This window comes from Fibrivirga algicola, from assembly GCF_011742925.1.
GTDB classification, from domain to species: domain Bacteria; phylum Bacteroidota; class Bacteroidia; order Cytophagales; family Spirosomataceae; genus Fibrella; species Fibrella algicola.
Genome location: NZ_WAEL01000009.1, coordinates 105179 through 131291, shown reverse-complemented (window position 1 = coordinate 131291; position 26113 = coordinate 105179). Strand labels below are relative to the sequence as shown.

Genomic DNA, 26113 nt, shown 5'->3' with positions numbered 1-26113 from the left:
CTACCAGATTAGTAGCTTGCTTATCCCTGGTTACGCTTAGCCATCCATTTTTTAGCGTAGTTACAGACGCGCGCTTAACGTATTCGGTAACTGGCTCGCTCCAGCTAATACCTCCTGCTTACTTAGTACCATAGCTAGTGCCAGTATGGCATCCAGGTAACGACGTAGGTTCTGCGCCAGAAATCCATTACGTTTGTTTACTAGTCCGGAAAATCAATAAACGGCGGGCATAGTGTACCACAATCTACCTGTGAGCACGTAAAATACCATTTACGTACTACATTGGTTACTCCTATATCTAGACAGGCCTTCGCGATGCTCACTCATCCGGTCTTGTTAGTAACTTACTATATAGAGCATGACGGCTGAACCTAGTCCGTACGATCCAGATTCTACCGCCGCGGAGAATGAGCGCCTGACCTTTTCCTTGCAGGCTGCTGGCGTAGGAACCTGGGACTATAACCTGCAAACCGGTCATGCTCAATGGTCTGCCATTTGCAAACAGCTGTTTGGCTTGTCTGCCGATGCACAGGTAACGTCACAAATCCTTCTCAATCAGGTTCACCCTGACGATCGGGTATGGGTAGAGCAAGCCAACAGGCAGGCGCTGAGTCCATTGAGTCACGGTCATCACCACATTGTCTTTCGTACACTAGGTCCGGGGGGGCAATTGCGCTGGGTAGAGGCCAAAGGCAAAACAGTACAAAACGAGCAGGGACAGACGATTCGTTTCAGTGGCATTGTGCAGGATGTAACCCAGCAGGTGCTCACTCAGCGAGCCATCGAACAGAGCGAATACCGCTTTCGATCGCTGATTGAAGAAGCCCCCTTACCAGCCGCATTGCTTGTTGGACGTGAGCTTGTGATCGAGTTCGCCAACTCCCCCCAAATTGAAGTTTGGGGGAAGGGACATGACGTGCGTGGAAAAACGCTGGCCCAGTTACTTCCTGAAATGGAAGGACAGCCCTTCCTGGCCATTCTTGACGAGGTTTTCACGACAGCAAAGGCATATCAAACCTGCAATTCACCGGCTGAACTAGTTATCGGGGGCGTACGGAGCACCTACTATTTTGACTTTACTTTTAAGCCGCTTCGTAATACACAAGAGCAAGTGTATGCTATTCTGGCAATGGGTGTCGATGTTACCCAACAGGTAGTAGCTCGTCGGATGATTGAAGAAAGCGAGGAGCGCTATCGCACCCTGTCAGTTCAATTAGACCAGCAGGTGCAGGCACGCACGCAGCAGTTACAGGCTTACATTCATGATCTTCAGCGCTCAAACGAGAACTTGCAGCAGTTCGCCTACATTGCCTCTCATGATCTACAGGAGCCACTTCGCAAGATTCAGGCATTTAGCACATTACTACAGAAATCAGCCATTGATCAGTCTATCCAGAATATCGACTACCTCGAACGAATCCAGGGATCGGCTAACCGGATGTCAACGTTGATTCGGGACTTACTTACTTTTTCCCGCATTTCCACGCAACAAGATCAGAGTGGTTTATTAGCATTGACTGACATCCTCCAATCGGCCTTGGCTGATTTAGACATGAGCATTCAGGAAACGGGGGCAACGATACACCTCGATCCACTGCCAATGGTAGTGGGTGATGCTCTTCAGTTGAGTCAACTCTTCCAGAACCTATTAAGCAACGCGCTCAAATTTCAGTTAAAAGGTCGGCCACCGGTAATTGATATCCGCTACAAATGGGTTGCGGCGGAGAACCTCCCTCCCGAAATTCTACCCAATCGGCGGACCTTGGCCTACCACCAAATAACCGTAACCGATAACGGTATTGGATTTGATGAAAAGTATAAACACCGCATCTTCCAGGTTTTTCAACGCCTTCATGGAATGGGCATTTATTCAGGCACAGGTATTGGTCTGGCAATTTGTGAGAAAGTAGTAGCTAACCACGGGGGTGCAATTATGGCAAGCAGCCAACTAGGGCAGGGTGCCGTATTTACTATTTACCTGCCAGCCTAAATACACCCGACCTGGCCTGTTAATCAGTCACCCCATTCCCGTAACGCGAAATACCCGCTTACCTGATTACATCACCCAACTAGGACAAGGAGACAATAGTATAGACTAATAACATCCTGATAAGCAGCCGCCTAACAGTAATCGTTCAGACAAGCCTGCTCGCTTCTTGATCGTTTTCAATCTGACCAATCATGTACGTGTGCATGTCTAGTAAATGATTAAGCTGCACGCAAACAAAAGGGTCAGAGTCTTCTCCTTACCTATTGATCGACTCTGAAAAAATGAATACTATTCAAACATGATCAGCGAATATATCGCTGATCATGTTTGAGGAAAGACAAAATCAACGAGTGTATTGTCTTATATACCCACACGTCCAGCCTCCTGCTATTTTGGAGCTTGAGGCGATTTTGGCTTTATGCGCAGGTTAGTGGGGCCATTTCAACTTCTCATATCTACATTAATATACATATGTTTATTTTACTTCATCCAACCTTTTTAGGTTAGACGGGCTCTTATCAGTAGCGCTCAAGACATGGAGTTCAACGTTATTTCAAAAATTTGTCTAATATGAAACGCATCCTACTGTACGTGACAGCCCTGACAGTGCTCATTAGCTGGTCTTGTCAACGTGAGTCAACTGATTCACCGATGCCAGCAAACGGCGTCTTAGTCAACGATTCATTCTCGGTTGGTATTAATGGCTGGGAAGGAGGTTACACCGATTATTCAACGCCCCAGGACAGTTTGATTAAATTCAGATTTGAGCAGGCAAACTTACCGGCTCCCCTCAATGTCACTCAAAAATCACTGCGGGTGTATGGGGAAAACCGCAGTGATGATTTATTCATGTATATAAGCCGGAAGCTCACCAATTTAGCTCCCAATACAGAATACAGCTTGTTATTCGAAGTGGAATTAGCCTCGCTTTATCCTGAAAGTGGATTTGGGGCAGGTGGTGGGCCAGCAACCAGTGTCATGCTAAAAGCGGGGGCCTCCCCGATTAAGCCCGAAAAGATTAAAGACGGCAGTTATTACAGATTAAACTTAGACAAAGGCAACCAATTGGAAGGTGGTAAAGACCTAGTGGCTATCGGTAACCTGGCAAATGGGAAAGACATTGAAGAATATACGTTGATTCAACGTTCTAACGAAGGGACGCCTTTCAAGGTAAGAGCAGATGCTAAAGGCGAGCTTTGGCTGATCATTGGCACTGACTCGGGCTTCGAAGGCAATCAGTCCATCTATTACAATCGAATTAAAGTAACAGCGCTTTAAAATTATGGTGCCCCATCGTATAAGCAGAGCCACCTGGGGTATAGCAGGTAGCCTTGCTTATACGATGTATATCACTAAAAATCGCGTCAAATAGCTACTCAGTAAGGTTACCCGTTTCTAGTAAACTGGCTCACAGCAGGCGGTAAAGACAAACCATTCCGAACCCTCTCCCTTATAGGGCATTATCTTACCTCATACGCATACACATACATAAAATATATAGTATCAAGCCCTGTAACTGGACACACGAGAAGCGTGACACTCGTTTTGAGCAAATTAGCCAACGTCTGTAACCAAACAGTCGAGACATAATAAAGCGGTTGGGTGGCAGGGCTCAGGTACGTTGTCTTATTGCCCAGCACTCATTTGTTCACTCAGCCTTCTTGGCCATCAGTATAATGATAATGATCTTGCGAGGCAGATGAAAACTTGCCGATATATTCTGGTGTCTCAGGCTCATCCTTCTTAGGCACGAAGTAATCTAGCTTTACCGCCCAATCATATACGCCAACGTTCAAGGGGTATTCAGTTAAGACACCCGTACGTGTATGCTCAGCGATCCATTGCGCTGCCAGTACTTTGGAGTCGAGAACACCGCTACTGAAACGGCCATTGATGCCGTACTGATTTCATAAAGCGTACATTCTAGTATCGATCAAGACGCGTCCACGTCCTATACTTACTGATTTCGCCTACCGCCGGCTAAGGGTGATGGTAGCCACGAGATACACCAAACTCAGGTACGTGACCCTAACCCGTTGCCAGTTGGGCTGCCGCGTGGGCCTATCCAGCCGCATTCCCCTCCCAGGTACAGAAACCAGGCAACGCTAACCAACCACGCACAAACCGTGTAAGTCGTGACCGGTAGCGACCCAACAACCAGGTGAACCGCTGGCGCATGTCTCCTTTTGGGCTAAGCTAATCAATGCTGGACGGGTACCCTGGCTGTTTTGTCCAAGGTTTCGCGCCGTAGGCTGCTGTTGAGCAAAACTACACTAGCGTTGTCTGTTCTGCATTCCCATAGCCGTTTTACGCTCCGTTTCAACAGCGGCTTTTTTACGTTTCAGCCTGACTTTGTCCACATTCATAAAGCTTGCTGTGGTGCCAGGTACGTACCCTCCCAACCTTTACATCGCTTTTCGGAGCCAACCTCTTTGTAAACCGGCCACCTGCCGACCTGCCCAGTGATGACGGGCCGACGATGACCACATCTGGACAACTACACATGAAAAAGTTAGGTACTATCATCGCCATCCTGGCCTGCATGGGGGGCACCACCTCCCTGCTGATGAGCAACAGGCAGAAACAGGCAGGACAGATTCGGGATGCGCAGAAACCCCTCGTCACAACCGTGTCAACGGCACCTGTCACCCGGCAGTCCTTTTCGGAGGCAGCGCAGTACGTAGGCAAAACCGAATGCTGGCGCGAAGTGACAATGAACGCCACCACACAGGGTACCATCCGCACCCTTACCGCCCACCTCGACAATCCCGTACGCGAAGGGCAGCCCATACTCACGGTCGATACCGAACAAACCACCATCGCCTTAGCCCAGGCCGGGGCGCAACTACACAAAGCCCGGACCGATCTGGCCCGCTACGAAACGCTGCACCACGAAAACAACGTACCCACCACCGACGTAGAGAACGCCCGATTGCAGGTACGTACCCTGGAGACTCAACTGCTCACCCTTCATAAGCAACTTCGCGAGGCAGTCGTGAAAGCCCCCATCAGTGGCATAGTGACCACGAAACTGGTTGAACCCGGCATGTTTATCGCGCCCGGTTCCCCCTTACTAACCATCACCGATATATCAGCGGTGAAATTAGTAGTGGGCGTTCCTGAAGCCGAGGTAGACCAGTTTCGGCCCGGTCGGCAGGTGACGGTGCAGTTCGATATGTATCCCGGTCAGTCGGTAACGGGCACAGTACGACAGATACGGTTGAAGGGCGGCGACACGGGCAAGTTTCCGGTCGAAATTCGGGTAAACAATACCCCCAGCGTTCCACTTCGGGTGGGAATGACGGCCAGTATTTCGGTGCCCAACGCCAGCCGGGCCAGTGGTTTGACAATCCCCCGCGCGGCCCTTGTCACCACCAGCGCCACGCCCGCCGTATACGTCGTGCAGGGTAAGCAGCTTAGCCTCCGCGCTATCCAGCCCGGCCCCACCTTCGGCACTACACTGCTGGTAAACAAAGGCTTACAAATCGGCGAACAAGTTATTATCAGCGGCACGGAAGGGTTGAAAGAAGGGCAAACTGTAGTCGTAAGCCAATAAGGAACATGAAACTCACTCTCCTCTCTATCACCCGCCCCATTTTGGTAATTGTCCTGTTTGTGGTGCTGGGTATTCTGGGGCTGTATTCGTACACGCAGATGCGGTACGAACTTCTGCCAAACATGTCAATTCCGTTCATTATTGTCACAACGCCCTATCCGGGTGCGTCGACGGCGGAGGTTGAACTTGGGCTGACCAAGCCTATTGAAGATGCCGTTTCGTCGGCTGACCGGATCAAGCGCGTGACGTCGTTGTCCCTCGAAAACGTCTCGGTCGTTATGGTCGAATTCAAGCACGATGTAGACGTCGATAAGGCGCAGCAAGACGTGCAGCGTAAGGTCAACACCGTGACGGGTACGTTGCCGACGGGGGCTAAAACGCCCACCCTCGACCGGTTTTCACTCACCGAGCGGCCCGTCGTGCAGGTAGCAGCCAACAGTAACCTGTCGGACCTGGCGCTGGGTACGTTGCTTAAAACACAGATCAAGCCCCGGCTATCTCAGGTGGCGGGCGTGGGTCAGGTGCAGTTTGTCGGCCTGCCCGAAACCGAGGTGAGCATTGCCCTCAATGCCGCACGGCTACGCGCCCTAAACCTGTCTACGGTACAGGTGGTCGGAGCCATTCGTGCGTCCAACCTGAATGTACCGTCGGGGAGCGTTCGCGATTCCGATGCGGCCTATTCGGTGCGCGTTGTGGGCAAAACTGATGCCCTCGATCACCTCCGCGACATTGTGGTGTATCGAAGTCCAGCGGGCCAAAAAGTACTTCTGGGCGATGTGGCGTCTATTTCGCTGGCACCAAAAGAGCTGGAAAACCGGAGCCGCTACATGGTAGCCTCCGACACCGCCCAACCCGAAAGCCACGCTGCCGTGGGTATTCTGGTGAAAAAACAAGCGGGTGCCAACAACGTCGACGTAAGCGCCGCTGTACGCAAGACGCTGACTCAACTCGAAAAGGACTACGCTTCGTCGGGCCTGCGCTTCACCATTGCGCAGGACGGTTCAGAGTTTACGCTGGCGGCAGCAACGGCCGTTAACCACGACCTCATACTGGCTATTGGGCTGGTGGCGCTGGTGATGTTTGTCTTTCTACACAGCCTGCGATCGTCGCTAATTGTGATGGTGTCCATCCCCGCATCATTGCTGTCAACGTTCATTTTTATGAACCTGCTGGGCTTCTCGCTTAACCTGCTCACGCTGTTGGCCCTCTCGCTGGTGATCGGTATCCTGGTCGACGACTCCATTGTGGTGCTCGAAAGCATTTACCAGCGCATGGAAAAAGACGGTGTTTCGTCGGATGAAGATCGGAAGGCGGCGGCGCTGAACGGGCGTAGCGACATTGGCTTTGCGGCCATCGCCATTACGCTCGTCGACGTAGTCGTGTTTGTCCCGCTGTCGTTCTCGCCGGGGCTGGTGGGCGATCTGGTACGCGAATTTTCGCTCGTGGTGGTCATCTCCACGCTCTTTAGCCTGCTGGTGTCGTTCACGCTCACACCCATGATTGCCTCGCGCTTTGGTAAGGTCGAACACCTGACCCGCGATACCCTCATAGGCCGGTTTAGCCTGGGCTTCGAACGGCAATTTGCACGGCTGTCGGCGGCATACATGCAATTGCTGCGACAGACACTCAACTACCGCAAAACCACTGTTCTGATCACGTTCGGGTTGTTTCTGACCGCCCTGATGCTTCCCGGTGCTGGCTTTATCGGGGGTGAGTTTATGGCCCCCGCCGACAAGGGAGAGATCAATGTGGTGCTGCAATTTCCCGAAGGCTACAAACTTGAGCAGACCGATGCGATGGCGAAGCAGTTCGAGAAAAAACTGTACCGCCTGCCCGATGTGCGGCGCGTGTTTACCAACGTGGGGGCCAACCCTGAAGGCTGGTCGGGGTTGCCCACCAGCAAAAACGCTGTAGAATTTGCCGTGGCCTTTGCGCCCCGTAATGAGCGTGATAAAGACCTGAATGCCCTGACGCGCGAGGTAAAAGAGCTGGCGGTGCAGATACCCGGTGCGCGGGTGAGGGCTTACCCGCTGGGGCTGCTGGGTAGCGACGGTGCCGCTCCCATTGTGCTGATGGTGAGCGGCAATAACCGAGACGTACTTCGCCGCGAAACCACTCGCCTCACCGAGGCTATGCGGCAGATTCCCGGCACTGCCGACGTGCGTTTTTCGGGTAACGTCCGCAAGCCGGAACTGGCAATTGCCGTCGACCAGGAAAAGCTGGCGCGTTACGGCCTCACCACCGAAGCCGTAGGCATGGCTATCCGCACGGCGCTGGCGGGCTTCGACGACCTCACCATGCAGCAGGACAACCAAACTGTGACCATGCGGGTACGATTTGCCGAGGCGTTCCGGAACCATACCCAACAGATGGGTCAGCTCACCCTGACGAATGTCTACGGGCAGCCCGTTGAACTGCGGCAGGTGGCCACCATTCGCGAGACGTTCGACCCGGCTATTCTGGAACGCAAAGACCGCGAGAACTCTATGACCATCACCTCGCAAGCCGTGGGCCGTCCCTCAGGCGACATTGGCGCCGATATCCAGAAGGCCGTGTCCTACCTGAAGATCGACCCGTCGGTGCAGATCACCTACGGCGGCGACCTCGAAATGCAGGACGATTCATTCGGCAAACTAGGGCTAATGTTCCTGGCCGCCATCGTGTTCATGTACCTCGTAATGGTGGCGCTCTACAATTCGTGGGCTTACCCGTTTGTGGTGCTCTTTTCCATTCCGGTGGCCCTTTTCGGTGCCCTGTTTGCCCTGGCGCTGAGTATGAACTCGCTCAATGTGTTCACCATCCTTGGCCTGATCATGATGCTGGGTTTGGTGGCCAAAAACGCGATCCTGCTGGTGGAACGTACCAACGAAAACCGCGAACGGGGCCTCACGGTGGTTGACGCCCTGCTCGACGCAGGCCACGTGCGGCTGCGTCCCATCCTGATGACCACGCTGGCAATGGTAATCGGGATGCTGCCTATTGCGCTGGCTACCGGCCCTGGGGCCGAACAAAAAACGGGCCTCGCCTGGGCGCTTATCGGTGGCCTCAGCAGTTCCATGTTCCTCACGCTGATTTTCGTACCGGTGGTGTATTACTATGTAGCAAGACTGATTAGGGCTGAAAAAAGGAAGAAAAGAGACGGCGAGAGGCATGGAGACGATGTGGCTCCGCTGGCGAAAAAAAGACGGCTCGTGTCGACCCCGTTGGCGGTGGTGGTTCTGTTGCTGCTCGCTGGCAATACCCAGGCGCAACCCGTCCCCGCTCTTCCCTCTTCTTTTCCCCTTTCATTGCGAGACGCCGCTAACCTGGTTCGGCAGCAGAACGGCGAGGTGCGGGTGGCCCGACTGGGTGTACAAAAAGCGGAGGCGCTGACCGACGAAACCCGTCGTCTAGGCCTGCCCTCGGTAAACGGAACGGTTCAATACCAACGCAATATCAGCGCACCCGTGTTTTTCTTTCCCGCTTTCTCTATTACGCCCGACGGTGGTTTTTCGCTCGACAATACCCACATGACTCCCGTTACGGCGGCCCTTCAGAACCAATACAATGCGGGCCTGACCGTTGCCATGCCGCTGCTACAGCTCAGCCTCCGGGTAGCTCGGCAGCAGGCTGCGGTGGGGCAACGGGTTGCTCTTGAACAGGAACGTGTCGTAACGAACCGACAGCTAGCAGATGTAAAAAAACTGTACCTCAATGCGTTGCTTGTTAACGAGCAACGGGTGCTGGTAGCACAAAGCATTGGCCGCGCTGAACAGACCCTGCGCGAAGTACGCAACCTCTTCCGGGCACAACTGGTCACCGATGCCGATACGCTACGGGCGTTTGTGGAAGTTGAGAATCTTCGCCCTACACGATCAAAACTTGACCGGTCGGTGCGGCTGCTTAAGGGGCAACTGTTGGTACTGACGGGCCTTCCCATCGATACTGAGCTGGTATTGACCGACTCGCTGTCGTACCCGGATGCGGCTGCTCTAACTGAAGAAAGCAGCATTGAGGTAGCCTATAACCAGCGTCCCGAACTTCGTCAGCTGGCGTTGGGGGTTACTGCTAATGAGTTGCAGGCGCAGTTGGAGCAGGTACGTCGTCGGCCCACGCTGAATGCGTTTGGGCAAGTGGGTACGTTGGCGCAAACCAGCAATTTTCGGTTTTCAGACAGTCGCTGGCCGGTAGTGAGCTTCGTGGGGTTGCAACTGAACGTACCTATTTTCAACGCCGCCACTGCTCCCAAATTACAACAGGCGCGGCTGGCGCAACAGCAGGCGCAGGAGCAACTTCGCTATACCCGAACGGCTATTGCCAATGAGGTACGTTCGTGCCTGTATGCCCTTGATGAAGCCCGTGACCGGATCCAGGCGCAGGCGGGCGTGGTCCGGGCTGCCGAACGGAGTTATAGCCGCGCCGCAAGTCGCTACCGGCAGGGCATCATCAAACTGGGCGACCTTACCGATGCCGAACTGGCTCTCCGTCAGGCGCAGACCAACCGTCTGCAAGCCATCTATGATTACCAGGTGGCACAGGTAGACCTGGAGCGTGCCAAAGGTGACGTAGAGTAATGGCCAAAACTTGCCTGTTACGTACTGAATTCACTCCTGTCAGGACGACTAAAAGCCGCTTCATAGGCGGCTTTTTCCGGTTCAGCCGACCACGTATTGAGTGAAGACAGGCAGTCGGGCAATTTTGTCGCAATAAGCTTACTCCTACTACCCAACCTCTTCTTTCTTTTAACCAATTCACAATCATGAAAAAAGTCATAAAAGTCCTTGGCCTCGTGCTGGGCGGCGTAGTGCTGCTGCTGGCCGGTTTCTGCGGGTACGTTGCCGCCGTGGGAGTACCCACCTACGACCCACCCGCTCTGCCTAAAATCACCGTCGACGTTACACCCGCCCGCGTGGCGCGGGGTGAGGTCATCGCCCAAATTCAGTGTATGGCCTGCCATGCCGATAAAGATAACCGGGTCACAGGCAAACACATGACCGACGTGCCCCCCATGTTTGGCACGATCTACACCAAAAACATTACGCAGGATAAAGAAAAAGGCATCGGCAACTGGACTGACGGCGAACTGCTCTACTTCCTGCGCACGGGTGTGCGCCGCGACGGTTCATACGCCTTCGTGATGCCACAGTACCCTAACCTCGCCGATGAAGACCTGATGGCCGTGGTTGCCTGGCTGAAGTCAGATCGGTTTCCGGTGCAGGCAGCCAAATCAGAGCCGCAGCCTTCAGAGCTGAGCTTCGTATCGAAACTACTAACCCACACGATGATGAAGCCGGGGGATTATCCAACCTCGTTTATTGCCATGCCCGATACCAATAACATGGTTGCCCTGGGCAAATACACCGCCGATGCGTTTGGCGACTGCTACACCTGTCACTCCGGCGATTTGGTGAAGCAAGACAATGTGCATACCGAAAAAACCGAAGGCTATTACGGCGGCGGGATTGAACTGATCGGTGAAAAGGGACAAAAAATCATCACCCCCAACCTCACCTTCGACGAGAAGACGGGCATCGCCAGAAAATACACCAAAGATCAGTTTATTCGGGCCGTGAAAGGTGGGTTGCGGCCTGACGGCAGCATCCTGCGTTACCCGATGGCCCCTAAAATGGCGCTGTCGGACCGGGAGGTGAGTGCCATCTACGAATACTTGAAAACGGTGCCCAAGATTACGAACGATATTGCCAAAAAAACTGCCGAATTGCAGCTGGCACAGAAATAGGCAGCTCATTGCAGCCAATTATGAGCCGGCATCGACAAACTGATCAAATTACGTCAGGAAGATCAGTTATGCGAGCGTCTTTCTGCGGGTCAACCCGTCTGCAGTTGCCCAGAAACACGGTGTTCAGTATGCTGACACCCATTACGCGCCTATCTGGCTATCGCGCCTATATATAAGCCCTACAGTGAATGACTACGTCCTATCAACTTTTCATTTTTGACTTCGACGGTACCTTAGCCGACTCCTTTCCGCTATTTGTCCGGTCGTTTAATGCTGTAGCCGAGGGGTACGGCATCAAACCCATGAACCCAGCCGAACTCGATCAATTACGGACGTTAGGCTCCCGGCAACTGATGCAGCAACTGCATATCTCAGCCTGGAAAGTGCCGTTGGTCGCCTATTCGGTTCGTCGATTAATGACGCGCGGACTTCAGGAGGTATGTCTGTTTGAGGGCGTCTCTGACCTGTTACGAACAGCCGTTAAGGCGCATAAACAAGTGGCCATTTTTAGTTCGAACAGCGAGGCCAATGTTCGGCGGGTGCTGGGGCCGGAGTTGGCCTCACTAATTAGCCATTACCAATGTGGCACGTCCCTTTTTGGCAAGGCTCGGGCCTTTCGGCAGGTGATTCGGCGGGCGGGGGTCAGTTCATCCGAGGCGTTGTGCATTGGCGATGAAATCCGGGATTACGAAGCGGCCCGATCAGAAGGCTTAGCCTTTGGAGGCGTTAGCTGGGGGTACACGCAACCTGACACGTTACGGGCCTTGCCCAATGCCTGCTTTTTCGACGCCGTAGCTGACATCGCCCACTGGTTGCCTACACCAAAGGCAGCAGCACACTAAATTCGCGCCCATCGTCTTCGATGATGGGCGCGGGTTGGCCCAGCATCTGGTATTTGCTGAGGATATTGCTCAGGCCCACTCCAGTGCTTAGCACCCGCGTGACTTTGCGTTGCACATTGTTGCGCACAATCAAGTGATTCGCCTCGTCGGTGAGCAAATCAATGGTGAGGGGCTTGTCGGGCAAGATAACATTGTGCTTCACGGCATTCTCGATCAACAGTTGCAACGTCAGCGGGGGAATCTGGCGGTCTTCCATGCCCGGCAGAATATGCGTCACCAGGGTCAGTGCTTCACCGTGGCGGGTTTTCAGCAGGTGATAATACGAGTTAACGAAGTTGAGCTCAGTCGCCAGCGTAACCAGCGGGGTTTCGTTTGCACGCAATAGGTACCGATAGACGGAGCTGAGCTCTTCGGCATAAGCCCCGGCCTGTTTAGAATCCTCCTCAATCAGCACACTGAGCGAGTTAAGGCTGTTGAAAAGAAAATGTGGGTTTACCTGCTGACGCAGAGCATCGAGTTGCGCCTGGAGCTGAGCCTTGCTGAGCGTTTCTACTTCCCTTGTCGACCGCTGCCAGTAGGTAAAGGCGTCTATGCCTTCGTAGGTGATCACCACAATTGCCACAATGACGAGGGTATACAATATAGCGAATCCAAACCGGACGAGACTCGGTTCGAAACCGGGTAGGTCAATTGCCCAGAATAGGCTATACAGCAGCGTAGCCAGGAGGCTAGAAGACGTACCCGTGCTGACAAACCGAATAATCAGACGCTGGATGTATAGTTTTTGATTGGTAAACCGCCGGTTAATATAAAGGGCTATCTGATTATTGATGAGCCAGTTACCGAATGATTCTACGAAGGCAATGCTCGTTGCCAGACCGAACGTAGTTCGGCTGTGCCAATAGGCATCGCCAATCATAATCCAGTTGAGCAGGCCGATATACGCGGGCAACACGATCAACTGCATTAGCCAGTCGTAGCGGGAGTAGTTCAGTGAGTTCATGGAAAGAGGCAAGGCAACAGGTACGTAGCCAAAACTAAAGAATTCTACGGGATTAGTATGCAGCACACCATCAGGTATGTTACTACTAGTGCAGATGAGTAAGCCCGTCAGGCTTAGCTGTCGCCGCGTAAACGGTTTTTCCAGCCGTCGTTGTAAACTTCATGCCTAGGGTGGCTTTTGCCAGTTCGCTCAAAGCGAACAAATACGATATGTTGGCTATATCCGCGTTTATCAGGAGAACAATGGTCCTCAGCAGCTACCAGCTTAGACGACCTCTTGGCAAATGTAGCCTATCGCCAATACACCCAGTCCCCTCCGGCAACACCTTGACAGCCAATTAGTAACTTATTTTTCGTAAGATCAATAAGCCGCTTCATGAGCGGCTTTTTCCGGTTGGGCTTGCTCGCCATTTCGGGTGTGAAATGACCATGCCAACTTTGATTCGTAAACAACAACGCGCCCAGTCGGACCTCTAAAACCAAGTTAATGCCATGAAAACGTTATTCGTTACGTTGCTGGCCGTGGCAGCACTCACTACCAGCTGTAAGACCAATAGTCGTGATGTGCTGCCCGGTGGCAGCGTAGATGCACAGGCCGTTGGCAAGTGGATGTATGGCTCATTTTCAATGAGCGATTTCTGGTCATATGACGGCCGAAATCTGGGTAAGCCTTTTGAGCTGGCGGTGGTATTCGACTTTAAGGCCAGCGGCACTTACGAAAAGTATTTTGTGGCCGCCGCTCAGGACTACAGCAGTTGTCGAACTGAGGCCTTCACCTACGAAAAAGGCCGTGTCGATTTCAATGAGGCCGAAAGATCCTTCACGACCACGCCCACTGAAGGCCAGTACCGGGGTTATTACTCGTGCATTCCCAGCAAGAATGTCAACCGCCCAATGGAAAAATCGGAGTTGAAAATCCAGACTTATTACTACGAGCTAAAAACAGGTAGCAACGGCAAGCCTACCATTGTGGTGCGATTTAACAAGGACGATACCAACACCAGCACCTTCCTGCCCACGTCGTGGTAAGCTACTGCTGCACATGCTCAACCAGAACCTACCCGCTAATCGCTGGTCGATGCGAACCGATCTGTTTGACAAGTATGAGCTGGTAGGGATTATCGGCGAGATATGCAGGAGCGAGGTTGCTTGCCCAGTGCTCAACTCAAACAATCATGAACAGACAACTCCCTCCACCACTGCCCATTCAATGGGCCATGAAGCCCCTGGCTTCAGCGCGAACAACGTTCTCAGTGCTGCCTTCCGGTAGTTACGAACTGACTATTGAACATGACCTCATTCGGGGTGTAACCCCTGTCATGCTGCTTTGGTGGTTTCAGCACATCGGCGGCACGATGACCTACAGGGGCGAGACGTATAGTCGTTACCGGGTCTGGCACCCCCTCGACCACATCCATTGGTCGATGACAAACCCTGGACCCGACGGTGCCGCGCAGGTAGGTTCGCGCTTTCGCATCGTGGAGGCTTTCGGGCGAAATACGGGCTACTACGTAGACAGCGTTGAAACCGTTGTGAAGTTAGACCAAGAAGGTATCCGGCTTGTGCGGCGCGAGTTAGGGCAGGAAGTATTTAGCCTACAGCATTGGTTTGAGGCCACGCCGGGTGGTACGTTGTATCGTTCACGGATGCAGGTCGGCGCAGAAAATATAGTTGGTCAGTACATGCTAAACCCGTTGCTGCACCGCTTTTTGTTCTCCCGCGATATGGGAAATGCCTGGCTCAAACACAACATTGAAGAGGTAGGCAATTTCGAGCAGTTCTTGCCAAAACTCTACGAGCAGCCTGATCTATCCGTTTGGCACACGGTGTAATCTTCGCAAAAGCCGCTTCGACAGCGGCTTTTGCCGTTTCATCGAGCTAGCCGTTTCCGACGTACCCGCTGCCAACCAACTTTGGCTCCATGAACGACAAACAAAAATGAGCCATGACTAAGTTGTATGCCCTTTTGTTGAGCCTGACGCTTACCGCCCTGTCGATAAGCTGTAAAGTAGCTACCGATACGCTCACCCCAGAAGGCCCGATCGACGTCCCCACGAACGAAGACCCTCGTCCCGGCAAAGTTTGTCCGGTCGGTACTCCGCTGGGCGACGACTCCTTTGTTGGAACCACCATCGGCCCGGCGGGTGGTAAACTCACGTCAACCGATTTAGGCCTGACCATAAACGTACCGGCGGGGGCTGTTGAAAGCACCCAAACGTTTAGCGCGGAGGCAATTACGAATACTGTCCCGCAAGGATTAGGCGTGGGCTTCCGGCTGGCACCACATGGCATCACCTTCAAAAAGCCGGTTACGATCAGCGTTCGCTACAACCCAAAAAATCTGAGCGGTACGTTCCCCCAAGCCCTGGTAATGGCCTATCAAAGCGATAAAGGCATCTGGCGAATTCCCAGTACTAAGCGGTGGGTTGATACAACCGCCCACACCGTGAACATTGAAACCACGCACTTCAGCGATTGGGCAGTGATGCAGCGCGTCGTACTGGTACCGGCAACAACTGCGCTGAAGCCGGGTGCCAGCGTCATATTACACGCTCGAGGTTTTCCTGATGAGCTTGATATTCCATACCCAGGAGGAGTATCAGGGACTGACGTGGATATACCGGAGCCAGAAACGGTCGCATTAGTTGATGAAACAAGTTGGAAGCATTCGGGCGCAGGACAGTTGAAGCCCGCGATCACTACCGCGACCTATACGGCTCCTGCGACGCCACCTGCCCGTAACCCCGTTTCTGTCAGCGTGAAGCTGAAAGGCCCGACCGTGATCGACGGCAACACAGTCAACGAGATCTGGCTGGTGTCGAACATATACGTAGCCGACGAAGGCATTACTTACCGCATCAACCGTGGCCCCTGGGTCAAAACATCCGTGTTGCAGGGTGGCCAAATTCAAATGACCGATGGCGGGCGAGTTTTTTTGATGGTTGGCGCATCGCCCACGTCCGGTATCACGATCTCCGACGTGAACATACCGATTCCGGATGGCGGTATGACAGAAGGCGTCGGCGGAACCTATGAACAGAATTGGTCGAAAAACGTATCAGGACCAAAATTTTTGCTCTCTGACAACAGTGCACCCTATATCTATGTGAACTATTATAACATAGTTGAACAAACCTACGACAGCCCCGGCTCACTTGTATTTAGTCAGTTCGGTAAAGTTGGTGAGCCAATTATAGGTACGTTTCTATTGGAAAAAGCAGGTAGAAATCGACCAGGTCAGAAAGATGATTTCTCGACCACCGCAGTTATAGATGGTTTTTTCCGAGTCACACGCACGAAATAGTGCCTACGTGCCGACAGGCTAATAAACAGATAGGACTCATTATCATGATCACCTCCCTAACGCCGCCTAAACTCTCGTGGCCTGGTACGTTCCTGCTGTTTAGCGGGCCAACCCTGTTACTTTATCTCGTGCTGACGTACCTCGTCCCTACGCTCCGCGTTTCGCTTGGCGTACACCCGGCTCTTGGTTGGTTTGTGGGTGGCACGTTTGTTTTCAAACCGCTACTCCTGCTGGCGGTAGGGCTCACCTGGTGGCAGCTAAAACCGGCAAACTGGGCAGAACTACGAGCAGCCTTGTGCCTGAACCCCCTCTCGCGCCACGACTGGCGATATAGTCTTGTTGGCTTGCTGCTAATTTTCATGGGCATGGGGCTGATCGTTGGCGGGGCCAATCTGGCGCATCGCTACCTGGGTACGCCGCTACCCGACATGGCACCACCGGCTTTGTCTTTCCCGCCATTTCGGAGCGGCGAACGGTGGCTCCTGCTGGTCTGGGCGGTAATGTTCTTTTTCAATATCGTGGGCGAAGAGTGTCTATGGCGCGGCTACATTTTGCAACGACAGATTGGGCAATTGGGTCGGTGGGCATGGGTGGTTAATGGCACGTTGTGGGCCACTTTTCACTTGCCCTTTGGACTGAGTATGCTCCTGCTGGCCATGCCGGCGTTTGTGGTTGTGCCCTATGTGTTTCAGCAAACGCGTAACACCACCACTGGCCTGGTCATACACGGGCTGATGAACGGCCCCATCTTTGTGGTCATGTCGCTGGGCTTGCTCGGCCCTTTGCCATGACAGCTTCTCAGGTATCGCCTGGAGTGTCAGGTACGTAGCCTTCCAGCCCCCAGGGAATGATGAACGAGTTAAGCCAAACACAGGAACGTTGCCACTTAAATATCCTTACTTAAGTCGCTTAATGCGGTCAGTGTAGATAAATCGTTCTGGCTTCCGGTGACGGTTATGTTTGCTCCGGTGTAGAAACGTCCCCAAACCCGGTAGTGTGGTTTAGACGTAGTATCTCTGGCAATAACGACTGGCGATAAGGGTATTCCTTTTACCTTGTCATGACACAGGTCACAGATCACGGCAATTCTATTACGGAACGGTTTGTCGCTCCTGCTGCCCCCCTGCCAAAGCACCCGCATAGAGCCAAATGATACTCAGTGCTACAGTGCGTGGCTAGTACTGGACTATTTTCGTCATCGAAATTTGTTAAGTCTATATAGGAAACAGCCTTTCATGCGCTCACGAGATTTTCCACTCTTGTGTTGTCAATTGCCATTCCTCGCACATCGGGAGGCGCTTTATTGCCGGAACCACAATCACGCAAATCTGACTCGTACAGATGCAGGCTATTGCTGTTTTCGACGAATGGCGGTTAGCTCAATGGTGGGTAGTTCGTAATCTGTTTCAGTGCCATCGTATGCTGAGGGTTTAACAACGGGCTTGAGCACCAAAGAGGTAACTCCACTAAAAACAACCGCGGCACCATACGTCCAGCCTAGCACATACTGCCGCAAGCTGTCGGGAAAATTAGTGACCAGGTAGCGACGAAGCGTTGCCGACGACTCGTTGCCATCTTCCAGGATGTACTGCAACGGACCTCCGCGCGTGGTAGTCTTGGCGTGGACCATACCCACCTGATTGGTGTAAGTTGGGGCGGGTTGTGGTTCCTGTGTTCGGCAACTGCCTAGCAAACAGATGAGGACAATGAGTCGTAGCATAGACATGAATACTTTCTTTTGGGCTTGACCCATCTTCGCCTGCAAGGGTTGCTATGCGCCAGCTACTTCTTCCCTTACTCAGGAACCTACTTACTGTACCACAAACCGCGCACGTACATGCCGGGCAACTCAACGCCTGAAAAGACGAATGGTGCACCACAGACTAAAACTTAGCTGAAGCGCTCCAACAAGTTGATGCTTGTCGTTTTCGACGATACTAAGTTCTTGATTGGGATCTTGACCAATATTTTCAAAAGCCTGATACTATTTTTCAGGTAAAGGATTGGCAAAATCCCCTCTAGTCTGCCCTAACTCGCCCACGCGGAGCGATAACTGCCTTATTTATTCGTGGCAAAGTTTATCGAGTTTTCGTACCAGATTTCCGCATTGATAATACGTTCTAGAACGTCTTCAGGCTGGTCAACAAACGACCACATCTGCAAGTGTTTCTCGTGCATAAACTGTTCACTAACGCATTTTTCAAGCATTTCTCGTAATGGGTTGTAAAATCCATTTGTATTGAGAATGATGATTGGTTTTGTAAATTGTCCAAGGCGCTTGAGGGTTATTGCTTCTAATAATTCTTCCAGTGTCCCACTGCCACCCGGCAAGGTCACTAACCCGTCAATACCCTCTAAAAATTTTGCTTTTCGCTCATGCATCGTATCTGTAAACTCAAAGTCTACCACTCGCTTATGCGCCCATTCGACTTCGTTCATAAACTTGGGCATGATACCCTTAATTTTACCGCCATGTTCAATGACAGTGTCCGCGAGTTTACCCATAAGGCCAACTGCGCCACCACCATAGATGACTTCTACATTAGCATTTACCAATTGAATGGCTAACTTTTCCGTCGCTTCAAAATAAACGTTATCAACCTTTGCACTTGAAGCGCAGTAAACACAAATTTTCACGTTTCGTTCTATTAATTATTAAACCTTGACTGCTAGGGTGGCTGGCCTGTCGCCCAGATTCAGACCAACTATCAAACCTGCCCTACAGGGCCGTTTTTCGCGTCAGCAAAAACCCGCCAAACAAGCAAAATCTGATACACACGCCTGCGATATATATCCGGGACGTGCCTTTCGAGCATTTTATGGATCGGCACCCAACGCCTCATATGGGCTGGTGAAGGAGCAAGATAGCTCATTTCAGAAAAGATCTCCTGACGTTTTCACCCTTGTTTGGTTGGGCTGCCAGCTTTCGTCTGCGACGTGCTTCCTGTCGACGACGGAATACTAGTAATACGAAGCGCACTACAGATTCTCATCAAACGAGTCATGTATGAGATAACCCTGATTCACACTTTCCCAAATTAGTCGTTAAACAACGCTACCAGCTTGTCATTGGCCGCTTCGGTATGCATCCACTCCACTCCCTCCATAGATACTTGGGCTTCTTCAGCTCCTCTGGCTAGCATCGGTTTCTCATAAGCGGCTATGGCCAGTTGGGTAGTAGCAAACTGCTCATCCGTCAGACACTCGCTTAGCTCCAATGCATCCAGCATTGCCAAATTGACGCCTTCACCCGAAGGCGGCATTAGATGAGCCGCATCGCCCAGCAGGGTAACGTCTGGCTGCGAGGACCAGCTTTGGTCGAAGGGCACGCAATACTGCGGCCGGATCAGCAAGGGTAGGCTCACTGACTCGAAGAGCTCAAACCAAACCGGGGCCCATCCACTAAATTCTTGCATAAACCAGGCTTGCAATTGCTGCCGATCTTTGAAATCAATCCCATTGGTTTGCAGCCAGTCTTCGTTTACTCGACAACTCACATAAAAATCAATACTACCATCCCCTTTAGCGGATACATGTAAAAATTTCCCATGCGTATGGGTGTAAAGTTTGCCGCCTTGGAGTAATTGATAAATGGTTGGAGCTGTTGTGGCCGCATCGGCTACGTTCCCCTGCACAATGGTAGTGCCCGCATAAAAAGGCTGGATCGGTGTCAGCAAAGGACGGACCCTGGAATGAGCACCATCGGCGCCAACAACGAGGTCGGCGGTAACGGTGGTCCCATTTTTAAATGCTAGTTGCCAGCCATCCTGCCCTGGTGAGATCTGGACAAGCTGACTATTCCAAACGACGGTGTCAGCCTGAAGCGAATCCAGTAATAGATTCCGCAAATCGCTGCGGTCGATTTCGGGTCGAAACGATTCGCTGCCAAAATCGTTGTCCTCGTCTTTGCTGTGATCGTCATAGAGGATGTTCGCCTGCTTATCGACCACCCGCCCTTTGTCGGCCCCTGGCCGGTAGGTTTGTTTAAAGGCATCCAGTAATCCCGCTTTGTCAAGAGCTTTTAGGCCCGATTCATAATGCAGGTCCAGGGTGGCCCCTTGCACCCGTGTAAAGGGGCTATAGTCCCGCTCATATACGGTCACATGCGCCCCTTTGCGTTGTAAAAGACGAGCCAGCGTTAGGCCGCCAGGGCCACCCCCAACGATGGCTATGTGTTTGTTTTCCAGTGAATTCAACCCTGTCTGAGTCTTCATTTGTCTAGCAGTTTAGTGGCTACAAAGGAACAGACTGGTAAAAGTACCGGCAATATCGATACGTGGTAAGTATAGGACTAATCGAGGTTTTTGCCGCGAAACGTCAAGGGGGTCATGCCCGCAACTTTACGAAACAGCCGGACAAAATACGAGTAATCCTCGTAGCCCAGGTCGGCGGCTATCTCCTTGACCGATTGATCGGAATGATGAAGCAGGCGTTTTACTTCTAATACGATACGTTGCTGGATGTGATATGATACGGAATGGCCAGTCGTTGTTTTGACACATTCATTCAAATACGGCGTCGACAGGTTTAGGCGTTCGGCGTAACCGGCTGGACTTTTGATGGTTGTAAATTCTCGTTCCAGTTCGGATTTGAAGGCTTTAGTAATCACGTCAAACCGATTGTAGCTGTGGGTTGGTTTAGCCTGTGCCAGATACTGCGAAGCCACTAAAGCGACGAACAGATTACAGCTTTCTTTCAGTAGCTGGTAATGTAGTTTCTCCTGCTTTCTCTCGGAAAGTTGGATGCATAGCGAAGCGGTTTTTGCAAGAATAGCGAACGGCTCTGTTGATAAAGGCAAGGGGTCAACCGGGGCAAGCTCTTCCAATATGCGTAGAGACTCGGGCCGGAGATTTTCAGGTGTGATGATCCAACTGCTGATCATGGCCTGTTTGAAGGCAATTAAGCGGTGGACTTGATTAGGATGCATGTACAGCACCGCTGGGGCTTCGACGGTGTAGGTTTGGAAGTCAATCTCAATCTGAGAACTTCCTTTTTGCTGCAACAGAAATGAATAGCCGCCATCCCGGTGAGCACGCTGAATCTCCAGATGGGGGTGTGGACCATCGAACGTTCCTCTGCCAATAACAATTCCTTCGTTAATGCCAGTAGGCAGCTTGATAACCGGGATATCGTTGTTTTTGAGAGCCATCGTATTGCGATCACAAAGCTAAGCTCAGTCAGCTTATAGGGTAGGCAAATAGAGGTTACTCCTGCTTAGCTCGTACTTTATTTGATGAATAGAATTGCCATCGCAAAGGCTGATGGTAGACGCAAGATAGACCACAATCAGGTACGTGACGCCTTTACACCTTTGCCTGCGTTAAGTCCAATCAGGCTAGCCCAACAATTCCTGTACGAGCCAAGTGAACCATGCAGCGCTAGCCAACTAAGCACACTACCAAACAAGCCGCGAGAGGGGCATCCATACTAGGCTGTCGAACTGTAGCGCTCAAATATGCTCTCTGTCGGACGAAGCTGCGAAGATGAGGACCTGAAACCTTATTCAGTCGAACAGGGAGAATATGAAAATTTGGTCAGCACAACTTTACGCGATGCACCCGCGTAGATTGCTAAACAGGGCCGAATGTTGTCGCTCGGCTGTAGATTGCGGAAGTCAAAGTAAAACACTTCACCTGTTTTTAAGGTGTCAGGTAAATTTAGCACCTCGATTACATTCTCCTCATATACGTTTTGGTTGACAAATATTCTTGATTCAATCTGCTTGTTCAAAACCTTCACGGCCATTGCTCCACAACCAACGCCAAATAGTTGGGCTTTGTAGGGAATGCAATTGTCAACTTCCTCCGAGCCGCAAGCTGTCAAAAACAGTATGAGAACACACATTGCTAAAGTTTTCATAACGATTCGATTTAGCTCATGGATTCACTTGAATCGTTGTAAGTTGGAACAGGTTGATCCAGAAAACCACATAAATTTATCGTCATTCGATTAGACTCATTATCCCTGGCTAGTAGGCCTATCAAACACATGTACGCTCCTCGAACTAAGGCTTAGGCAAGAATAAGCCCGCAACGTACTGGATAACAAATGATTCACTTCTACCGGAGGTGGCAGTATTAAGGTTTACGCATGTGCAGCGTTGTGTAAAAACGATACCAACTGGTTCAATACTTTTCATAGAATCAAGCGTTTACTATCTCTTGGCAGGGCGTTCGCATTGGCTACTAACACGGACAAAACATTCATTAGCCTGTCTCTCCTAATAGCACACGCCATTTACACGAATAGTACCATTCGACGGCCACAGGGGTTGATGGGACTGTAGCGGGCCTTTACGCTCCTGACCGGTGGGCCGAATACATTTATTTAGGACATAAAAACCTATTAATTAACAATTTACATGTTAAAGGCGAACTACTTGCTGAAAATCCGGTCGCTTGAACAATCGCTTCCAGCGAGTATCTGTCTGATACGCCTTCGCTGACACCGCTCCTGATTTTTGCGGGGATCTCAACGCCTTTACCAGACTGACAACGGCCAATGAATCTTTGCCCTGAATGCTGTACACTTCAGCCAGTGAGTCCCAGTAGTCGCCAACATGGCCCGCCTGAGCTATGGCTTTGTGCAGGGCTTCTTCTGCTTTCTTATATTTCTTCTGACTCATATAAGCATAAGCCAGAACGTTGTTCAGAGGTGCATTCAGCGTCTGTTCCATATGGGTTCGCTCTACGAGGTTGGAAAATGATTTTAAATCATTTTCCCTGGCATAGAATCCAAGTAAATACTGATTGGCTGTCTGAGCCAGATTGTCACTCTGGTCGGACAGTCCTGGTTCACTGACTTTACGCATATTCTCCACGAATAACCGTTTGTAGGATTGCGTCGTCGTGGAATCGGCGTTGGCGTTGTAAAGCCGAGTCATATGGATTTCAGCCTGGATGTAATACGTTAATTTATCATTCGGAAACTTCTTTGCCGCACTATCTGACCAAGCTAGTGCTTCCTCATAATCCAGGCTATTTAAGGCAACGGCAGCCGAGGTCATATAGAAATAATAATCGTCCATCAACCCTCTGCGTTTTTTTAGGTAACTGTACACCTTATTGACCATGTCGGCATCTTTCTTTACCATATAGTAGTAAATCAAGGCTTTCGGCGAGCGCACCTTCATTATTTCCATAGCGGCTTTATGAATTAGGTGTTGGGCTGGCTCGTTTCGTTTGATAGACAATGGCTGTGTAATCTCGTTTGTAACCTGGATCGCTACAGTTTGGGTAGAGTCGCTGAGCGTGACGTAGCCACCAATGCTTTTATCTTTCTTGCCTAAAAGGGCCAGAATAGATTTGGTGACGGCTTTGAGGTTAAACCCCTCAACGGTAAGCTCATTTAACAATTCGATATTGTCCTCATTGCTGCCACTCATCGATTTACCACTGGCATACACGCCATTCATGATGTTGTCAATCTCATCCAGAATAGCTTGTTTAACTACCTCTCCGCTGTACCCCTGCTCTATCCAGGCGGGAGGCACTTTAAAATCCTGTACATAGAAAATATTTCTCCTGTACTCTTTTTGGAGGTAAACGCAAAACGCGATAAAAAGCGTAATCCACAATAATTTTACGCCAACACCAAACCACTTTTCGAACAATTCGAACCAGGCTAACTGCTGAAGTCGCTTTAAAAAAGCCCCAACTCGCCTAGAGGTTAATTTACTAGTCGTATTTCTCTCCATTGTTTAAATCAGGGACTAATCTTATGATGAGAAGAATGCTTACAGGCTTAAGTTAACATGCGCGAGCAAGTTGCCCAAAAGGGCTAAAAAAACATTGTTATCTCAATGATCTATCCACAACTTATATCCAAGGCGGCTTTGTTGAAGAACAGCCAGTAGACGGATATTCGTGGAATGTCAAATGAGTGCTTGTTGACATGTCCGTTTTGCAAGTACTGAACACAGACAACGTGCAACTGCCCTTTTTAACCTTCGTTGGATGCTGCGTCGCATCTCAGCGTGATGCCTGTCCACCGCGAGTGGACTCCGCAGCGCTAACCAACAATGCACGCAACCGAACAAGCCGAGAGAGGCCAAGAACTGTCGCTCGGACTCTAAAGGATACGTTTCCATGACGGCCATAACTTGGAAAGTTAGTGTACACCTGGTTCATAACGTGCCAGCTTGGTTAGGGTCATAACGCCATAGATCAGTATCATGAAAGCACTGCCTGTCTCAATAAACACTTCCAGCAGGCTTCCATCAGTTATCGTGAGCGCACCTACTGTCACTGGCTGCTGTTCGTAGCTTTCGAAATCATTCCAGTTCCATCCAGTAACGTGTTGAGGCAGCGTCAAATGATAGGCCGCTGCGCTTCTGCTCTCGAAACCTAGTGGTTGTCCCCACCTAGCGGCAAGGCAGTAGCTTCCTATTGAACAATGCGCCGGCACACTACTTCCGGCATCGATAAAACAGCCTGCAACCGCCCACCTGCCAGCTTGGATGGCAAGGGTAGAAAAACAGGGTTATTGATCGTATTTCGCATCAAGCCAACCTGATCCATTGTAAAATTGGTCTTTTGAACATAATAATCCATTATGTTGCTGGCGATAAAGGGGGTTCCACGACAATCACGCTTTTTTCCGTTGACTGGTCGCTCTTCCACATGCCTTGGTGTATCCTGAATGGTCAGGTTACTACTATTAGTTGTTGACGAACAGCCCAGTGCAAACGTATGAGGCAGACCCAGGTAGTGACCCAGTTCATGGGCCAAGATGCCGGGGTCGTTTTCCCAGTCGATCATAATGGCGGGCCCTGAATACTGACTTTGGTAAGTCTCGCAGGTAAACGCACCGTTGGCAGGCCGGTTGGTGTATACACCCGGCGTACTAACGTAGGAGTACCCAACTGGATAAGTGTTACGAAGCCAGTTGAGCTTGACGAATACGTTGATGTATTTTTTGATGCACCATTTTCTGAGGATACTGTCGGCTTTGATAGCCGAGGCAGAATCAGTGGGCTGATCGCTGAAAGGAAGCCGGTTCATACCCGGCTGAGCCAATAGGTTACCGTCAGGATCACGGTCCGCCGGGTAGAACTCAATGTAAGCGTTGGCCTGATTAGGATCACTCGTCGACACCTGGTTGGCGTACAAGCGATTGACATTCCGTAACAGCGTCGTAATCGGCATTAATGCAGTGTTAGCGCTGGATGTGTAGTGAAGGATGACCGGTAGCCGAACTAGTTCATACGACTGAGCTGCGCGGGCGGTCACCGAGATGGGTGGGCTCACTAACTCACCCGCTTTAGCTTGCAGGGTATACACGCCTGGATGGTCAGGCTGAAAGAACGTTTTGTTTGCTTGTTGCACCCCATCAATATACAGGGTCACACTAAGGGGTGAACCATTCAGGAAGTCCAGGAAGTCGAACCATATCTGCGCTTTATAATCATAGGCGCGATAGTTGATCAGAAGCCGGGCGGCCGTATCTACGTTAACCAGTGGTGTGGCTACTTGAACTTCCAACTGATTAATGTTTTGGTCCTGCCCAGTGGGAACCAGCGAGAAGCCTGGTTCATTGGGCCGACAAGCCAGCGTAGCAACGAACAGAAAAATCCAGGATATTACTATGCGATTCATCGTCAATTGGTCCGTTAAGTTATAAGCACTTATCTACTAAGTGTTACCCAACCACGCACTACAGCTAATATTTTGGCTCTTCCGCCCTACGGTAAATTGCTAGC

The 26113-nt window shown here is 51.2% G+C and carries 19 protein-coding genes; 10 read left to right on the top strand and 9 right to left on the bottom strand.

All coding sequences use genetic code 11. The features are described from left to right. Nucleotides 1-358: 358 nt before the first annotated feature. Nucleotides 359-1990, top strand: a complete 1632-nt coding sequence (locus F7231_RS22185) for a sensor histidine kinase (RefSeq protein WP_166693588.1) — start codon at nt 359-361, stop codon at nt 1988-1990. A gap of 570 nt (nt 1991-2560) precedes the next feature. Beyond that, on the top strand, nt 2561-3268 hold the full coding sequence (locus tag F7231_RS22180; RefSeq protein ID WP_166693587.1) for a hypothetical protein: 708 nt from the start codon (nt 2561-2563) through the stop codon (nt 3266-3268). A 374-nt stretch (nt 3269-3642) separates the two neighbouring features. Here F7231_RS22180 and F7231_RS27900 read toward each other — a convergent pair whose 3' ends face one another. Continuing rightward, entirely contained in the window at nt 3643-3885 is a 243-nt protein-coding gene (locus F7231_RS27900; protein WP_445451889.1) for a DUF7710 domain-containing protein, read from the bottom strand. Nucleotides 3886-4493: 608 nt separating this feature from the next. Between F7231_RS27900 and F7231_RS22175 the strand changes: the two genes are divergently transcribed. The 4 genes from F7231_RS22175 to F7231_RS22160 all read left to right on the top strand — a co-directional run bounded on the left by F7231_RS22175 (nt 4494) and on the right by F7231_RS22160 (nt 12107). Then, nucleotides 4494-5546 carry an efflux RND transporter periplasmic adaptor subunit gene (locus F7231_RS22175; protein ID WP_166693586.1) on the top strand — a complete coding sequence of 351 codons (1053 nt, stop codon included), beginning with the start codon at nt 4494-4496 and terminating at the stop codon, nt 5544-5546. A 5-nt stretch (nt 5547-5551) separates the two neighbouring features. Beyond that, entirely contained in the window at nt 5552-10099 is a 4548-nt protein-coding gene (locus F7231_RS22170) for an efflux RND transporter permease subunit (protein ID WP_166693585.1), read from the top strand. A gap of 185 nt (nt 10100-10284) precedes the next feature. Then, complete coding sequence (locus tag F7231_RS22165) at nt 10285-11265, top strand: c-type cytochrome (protein WP_085414283.1); 981 nt, start codon at nt 10285-10287, stop codon at nt 11263-11265. 188 nt (nt 11266-11453) lie between these two features. After that, nucleotides 11454-12107 (top strand): HAD hydrolase-like protein, encoded by a 654-nt coding sequence (locus F7231_RS22160; RefSeq protein WP_166693584.1) that lies wholly within the window; start codon nt 11454-11456, stop codon nt 12105-12107. On the opposite strand, the gene F7231_RS22155 is transcribed toward F7231_RS22160, so the two are convergent. Further along, the gene (locus F7231_RS22155) at nt 12082-13110 is read right to left on the bottom strand and encodes a sensor histidine kinase (protein ID WP_166693583.1); all 1029 of its coding nucleotides are present in this window, start codon (nt 13108-13110) and stop codon (nt 12082-12084) included. The genes F7231_RS22160 and F7231_RS22155 overlap by 26 nt on opposite strands. A gap of 491 nt (nt 13111-13601) precedes the next feature. Between F7231_RS22155 and F7231_RS22150 the strand changes: the two genes are divergently transcribed. The 4 genes from F7231_RS22150 (at nt 13602) to F7231_RS22135 (ending at nt 17204) form a co-directional block, all read left to right on the top strand. Further along, complete coding sequence (locus tag F7231_RS22150) at nt 13602-14138, top strand: hypothetical protein (RefSeq protein WP_166693582.1); 537 nt, start codon at nt 13602-13604, stop codon at nt 14136-14138. Nucleotides 14139-14284: 146 nt separating this feature from the next. Continuing rightward, on the top strand, nt 14285-14941 hold the full coding sequence (locus tag F7231_RS22145; RefSeq protein ID WP_166693581.1) for a DAPG hydrolase family protein: 657 nt from the start codon (nt 14285-14287) through the stop codon (nt 14939-14941). Nucleotides 14942-15054: 113 nt separating this feature from the next. Continuing rightward, nucleotides 15055-16413: a hypothetical protein gene (locus tag F7231_RS22140; RefSeq protein ID WP_166693580.1), complete on the top strand. Its 1359-nt coding sequence runs from the start codon at nt 15055-15057 to the stop codon at nt 16411-16413. A gap of 44 nt (nt 16414-16457) precedes the next feature. Beyond that, nucleotides 16458-17204, top strand: coding sequence for a CPBP family intramembrane glutamic endopeptidase (locus F7231_RS22135; protein ID WP_166693579.1), 747 nt, complete (start codon nt 16458-16460; stop codon nt 17202-17204). A 557-nt stretch (nt 17205-17761) separates the two neighbouring features. Here the strand turns inward: F7231_RS22135 and F7231_RS22130 are convergent. The 7 genes from F7231_RS22130 to F7231_RS22100 form a co-directional block, all read right to left on the bottom strand. Beyond that, entirely contained in the window at nt 17762-18133 is a 372-nt protein-coding gene (locus F7231_RS22130) for a hypothetical protein (protein WP_166693578.1), read from the bottom strand. Nucleotides 18134-18471: 338 nt separating this feature from the next. Next, complete coding sequence (locus tag F7231_RS22125; RefSeq protein ID WP_166693577.1) at nt 18472-19050, bottom strand: LOG family protein; 579 nt, start codon at nt 19048-19050, stop codon at nt 18472-18474. A 401-nt stretch (nt 19051-19451) separates the two neighbouring features. After that, a complete protein-coding gene (locus tag F7231_RS22120; RefSeq protein WP_166693576.1) occupies nt 19452-20627 on the bottom strand; it encodes an FAD-dependent oxidoreductase in 1176 nt (391 codons plus the stop codon). A gap of 77 nt (nt 20628-20704) precedes the next feature. Beyond that, nucleotides 20705-21562, bottom strand: coding sequence for an AraC family transcriptional regulator (locus F7231_RS22115; RefSeq protein WP_166693575.1), 858 nt, complete (start codon nt 21560-21562; stop codon nt 20705-20707). Between the two features lie 350 nt (nt 21563-21912). Then, nucleotides 21913-22272 carry a hypothetical protein gene (locus tag F7231_RS22110; protein ID WP_085414293.1) on the bottom strand — a complete coding sequence of 120 codons (360 nt, stop codon included), beginning with the start codon at nt 22270-22272 and terminating at the stop codon, nt 21913-21915. Between the two features lie 505 nt (nt 22273-22777). Beyond that, entirely contained in the window at nt 22778-24109 is a 1332-nt protein-coding gene (locus F7231_RS22105; RefSeq protein WP_085414294.1) for a tetratricopeptide repeat protein, read from the bottom strand. Nucleotides 24110-24797: 688 nt separating this feature from the next. Next, entirely contained in the window at nt 24798-26009 is a 1212-nt protein-coding gene (locus F7231_RS22100; protein ID WP_166693574.1) for a M43 family zinc metalloprotease, read from the bottom strand. Between the last annotated feature and the right edge of the window lie 104 nt (nt 26010-26113).

Excerpts from the sequence above, each read along its gene's own strand:
- F7231_RS22175 (WP_166693586.1), top strand. The coding sequence starts at position 4,494 with ATGAAAAAGTTAGGTACTATCATCGCCATCCTGGCCTGCATGGGGGGC.
- F7231_RS22115 (WP_166693575.1), bottom strand. The coding sequence starts at position 21,562 with ATGGCTCTCAAAAACAACGATATCCCGGTTATCAAGCTGCCTACTGGC.
- F7231_RS22170 (WP_166693585.1), top strand. The coding sequence starts at position 5,552 with ATGAAACTCACTCTCCTCTCTATCACCCGCCCCATTTTGGTAATTGTC.
- F7231_RS22150 (WP_166693582.1), top strand. The coding sequence starts at position 13,602 with ATGAAAACGTTATTCGTTACGTTGCTGGCCGTGGCAGCACTCACTACC.
- F7231_RS22180 (WP_166693587.1), top strand. The coding sequence starts at position 2,561 with ATGAAACGCATCCTACTGTACGTGACAGCCCTGACAGTGCTCATTAGC.
- F7231_RS22160 (WP_166693584.1), top strand. The coding sequence starts at position 11,454 with ATGACTACGTCCTATCAACTTTTCATTTTTGACTTCGACGGTACCTTA.
- F7231_RS22120 (WP_166693576.1), bottom strand. The coding sequence starts at position 20,627 with ATGAAGACTCAGACAGGGTTGAATTCACTGGAAAACAAACACATAGCC.
- F7231_RS22130 (WP_166693578.1), bottom strand. The coding sequence starts at position 18,133 with ATGCTACGACTCATTGTCCTCATCTGTTTGCTAGGCAGTTGCCGAACA.
- F7231_RS22100 (WP_166693574.1), bottom strand. The coding sequence starts at position 26,009 with ATGAATCGCATAGTAATATCCTGGATTTTTCTGTTCGTTGCTACGCTG.
- F7231_RS22135 (WP_166693579.1), top strand. The coding sequence starts at position 16,458 with ATGATCACCTCCCTAACGCCGCCTAAACTCTCGTGGCCTGGTACGTTC.
- F7231_RS22155 (WP_166693583.1), bottom strand. The coding sequence starts at position 13,110 with ATGAACTCACTGAACTACTCCCGCTACGACTGGCTAATGCAGTTGATC.
- F7231_RS22165 (WP_085414283.1), top strand. The coding sequence starts at position 10,285 with ATGAAAAAAGTCATAAAAGTCCTTGGCCTCGTGCTGGGCGGCGTAGTG.
- F7231_RS22140 (WP_166693580.1), top strand. The coding sequence starts at position 15,055 with ATGACTAAGTTGTATGCCCTTTTGTTGAGCCTGACGCTTACCGCCCTG.
- F7231_RS22110 (WP_085414293.1), bottom strand. The coding sequence starts at position 22,272 with ATGAAAACTTTAGCAATGTGTGTTCTCATACTGTTTTTGACAGCTTGC.
- F7231_RS22105 (WP_085414294.1), bottom strand. The coding sequence starts at position 24,109 with ATGGAGAGAAATACGACTAGTAAATTAACCTCTAGGCGAGTTGGGGCT.
- F7231_RS22185 (WP_166693588.1), top strand. The coding sequence starts at position 359 with ATGACGGCTGAACCTAGTCCGTACGATCCAGATTCTACCGCCGCGGAG.
- F7231_RS22145 (WP_166693581.1), top strand. The coding sequence starts at position 14,285 with ATGAACAGACAACTCCCTCCACCACTGCCCATTCAATGGGCCATGAAG.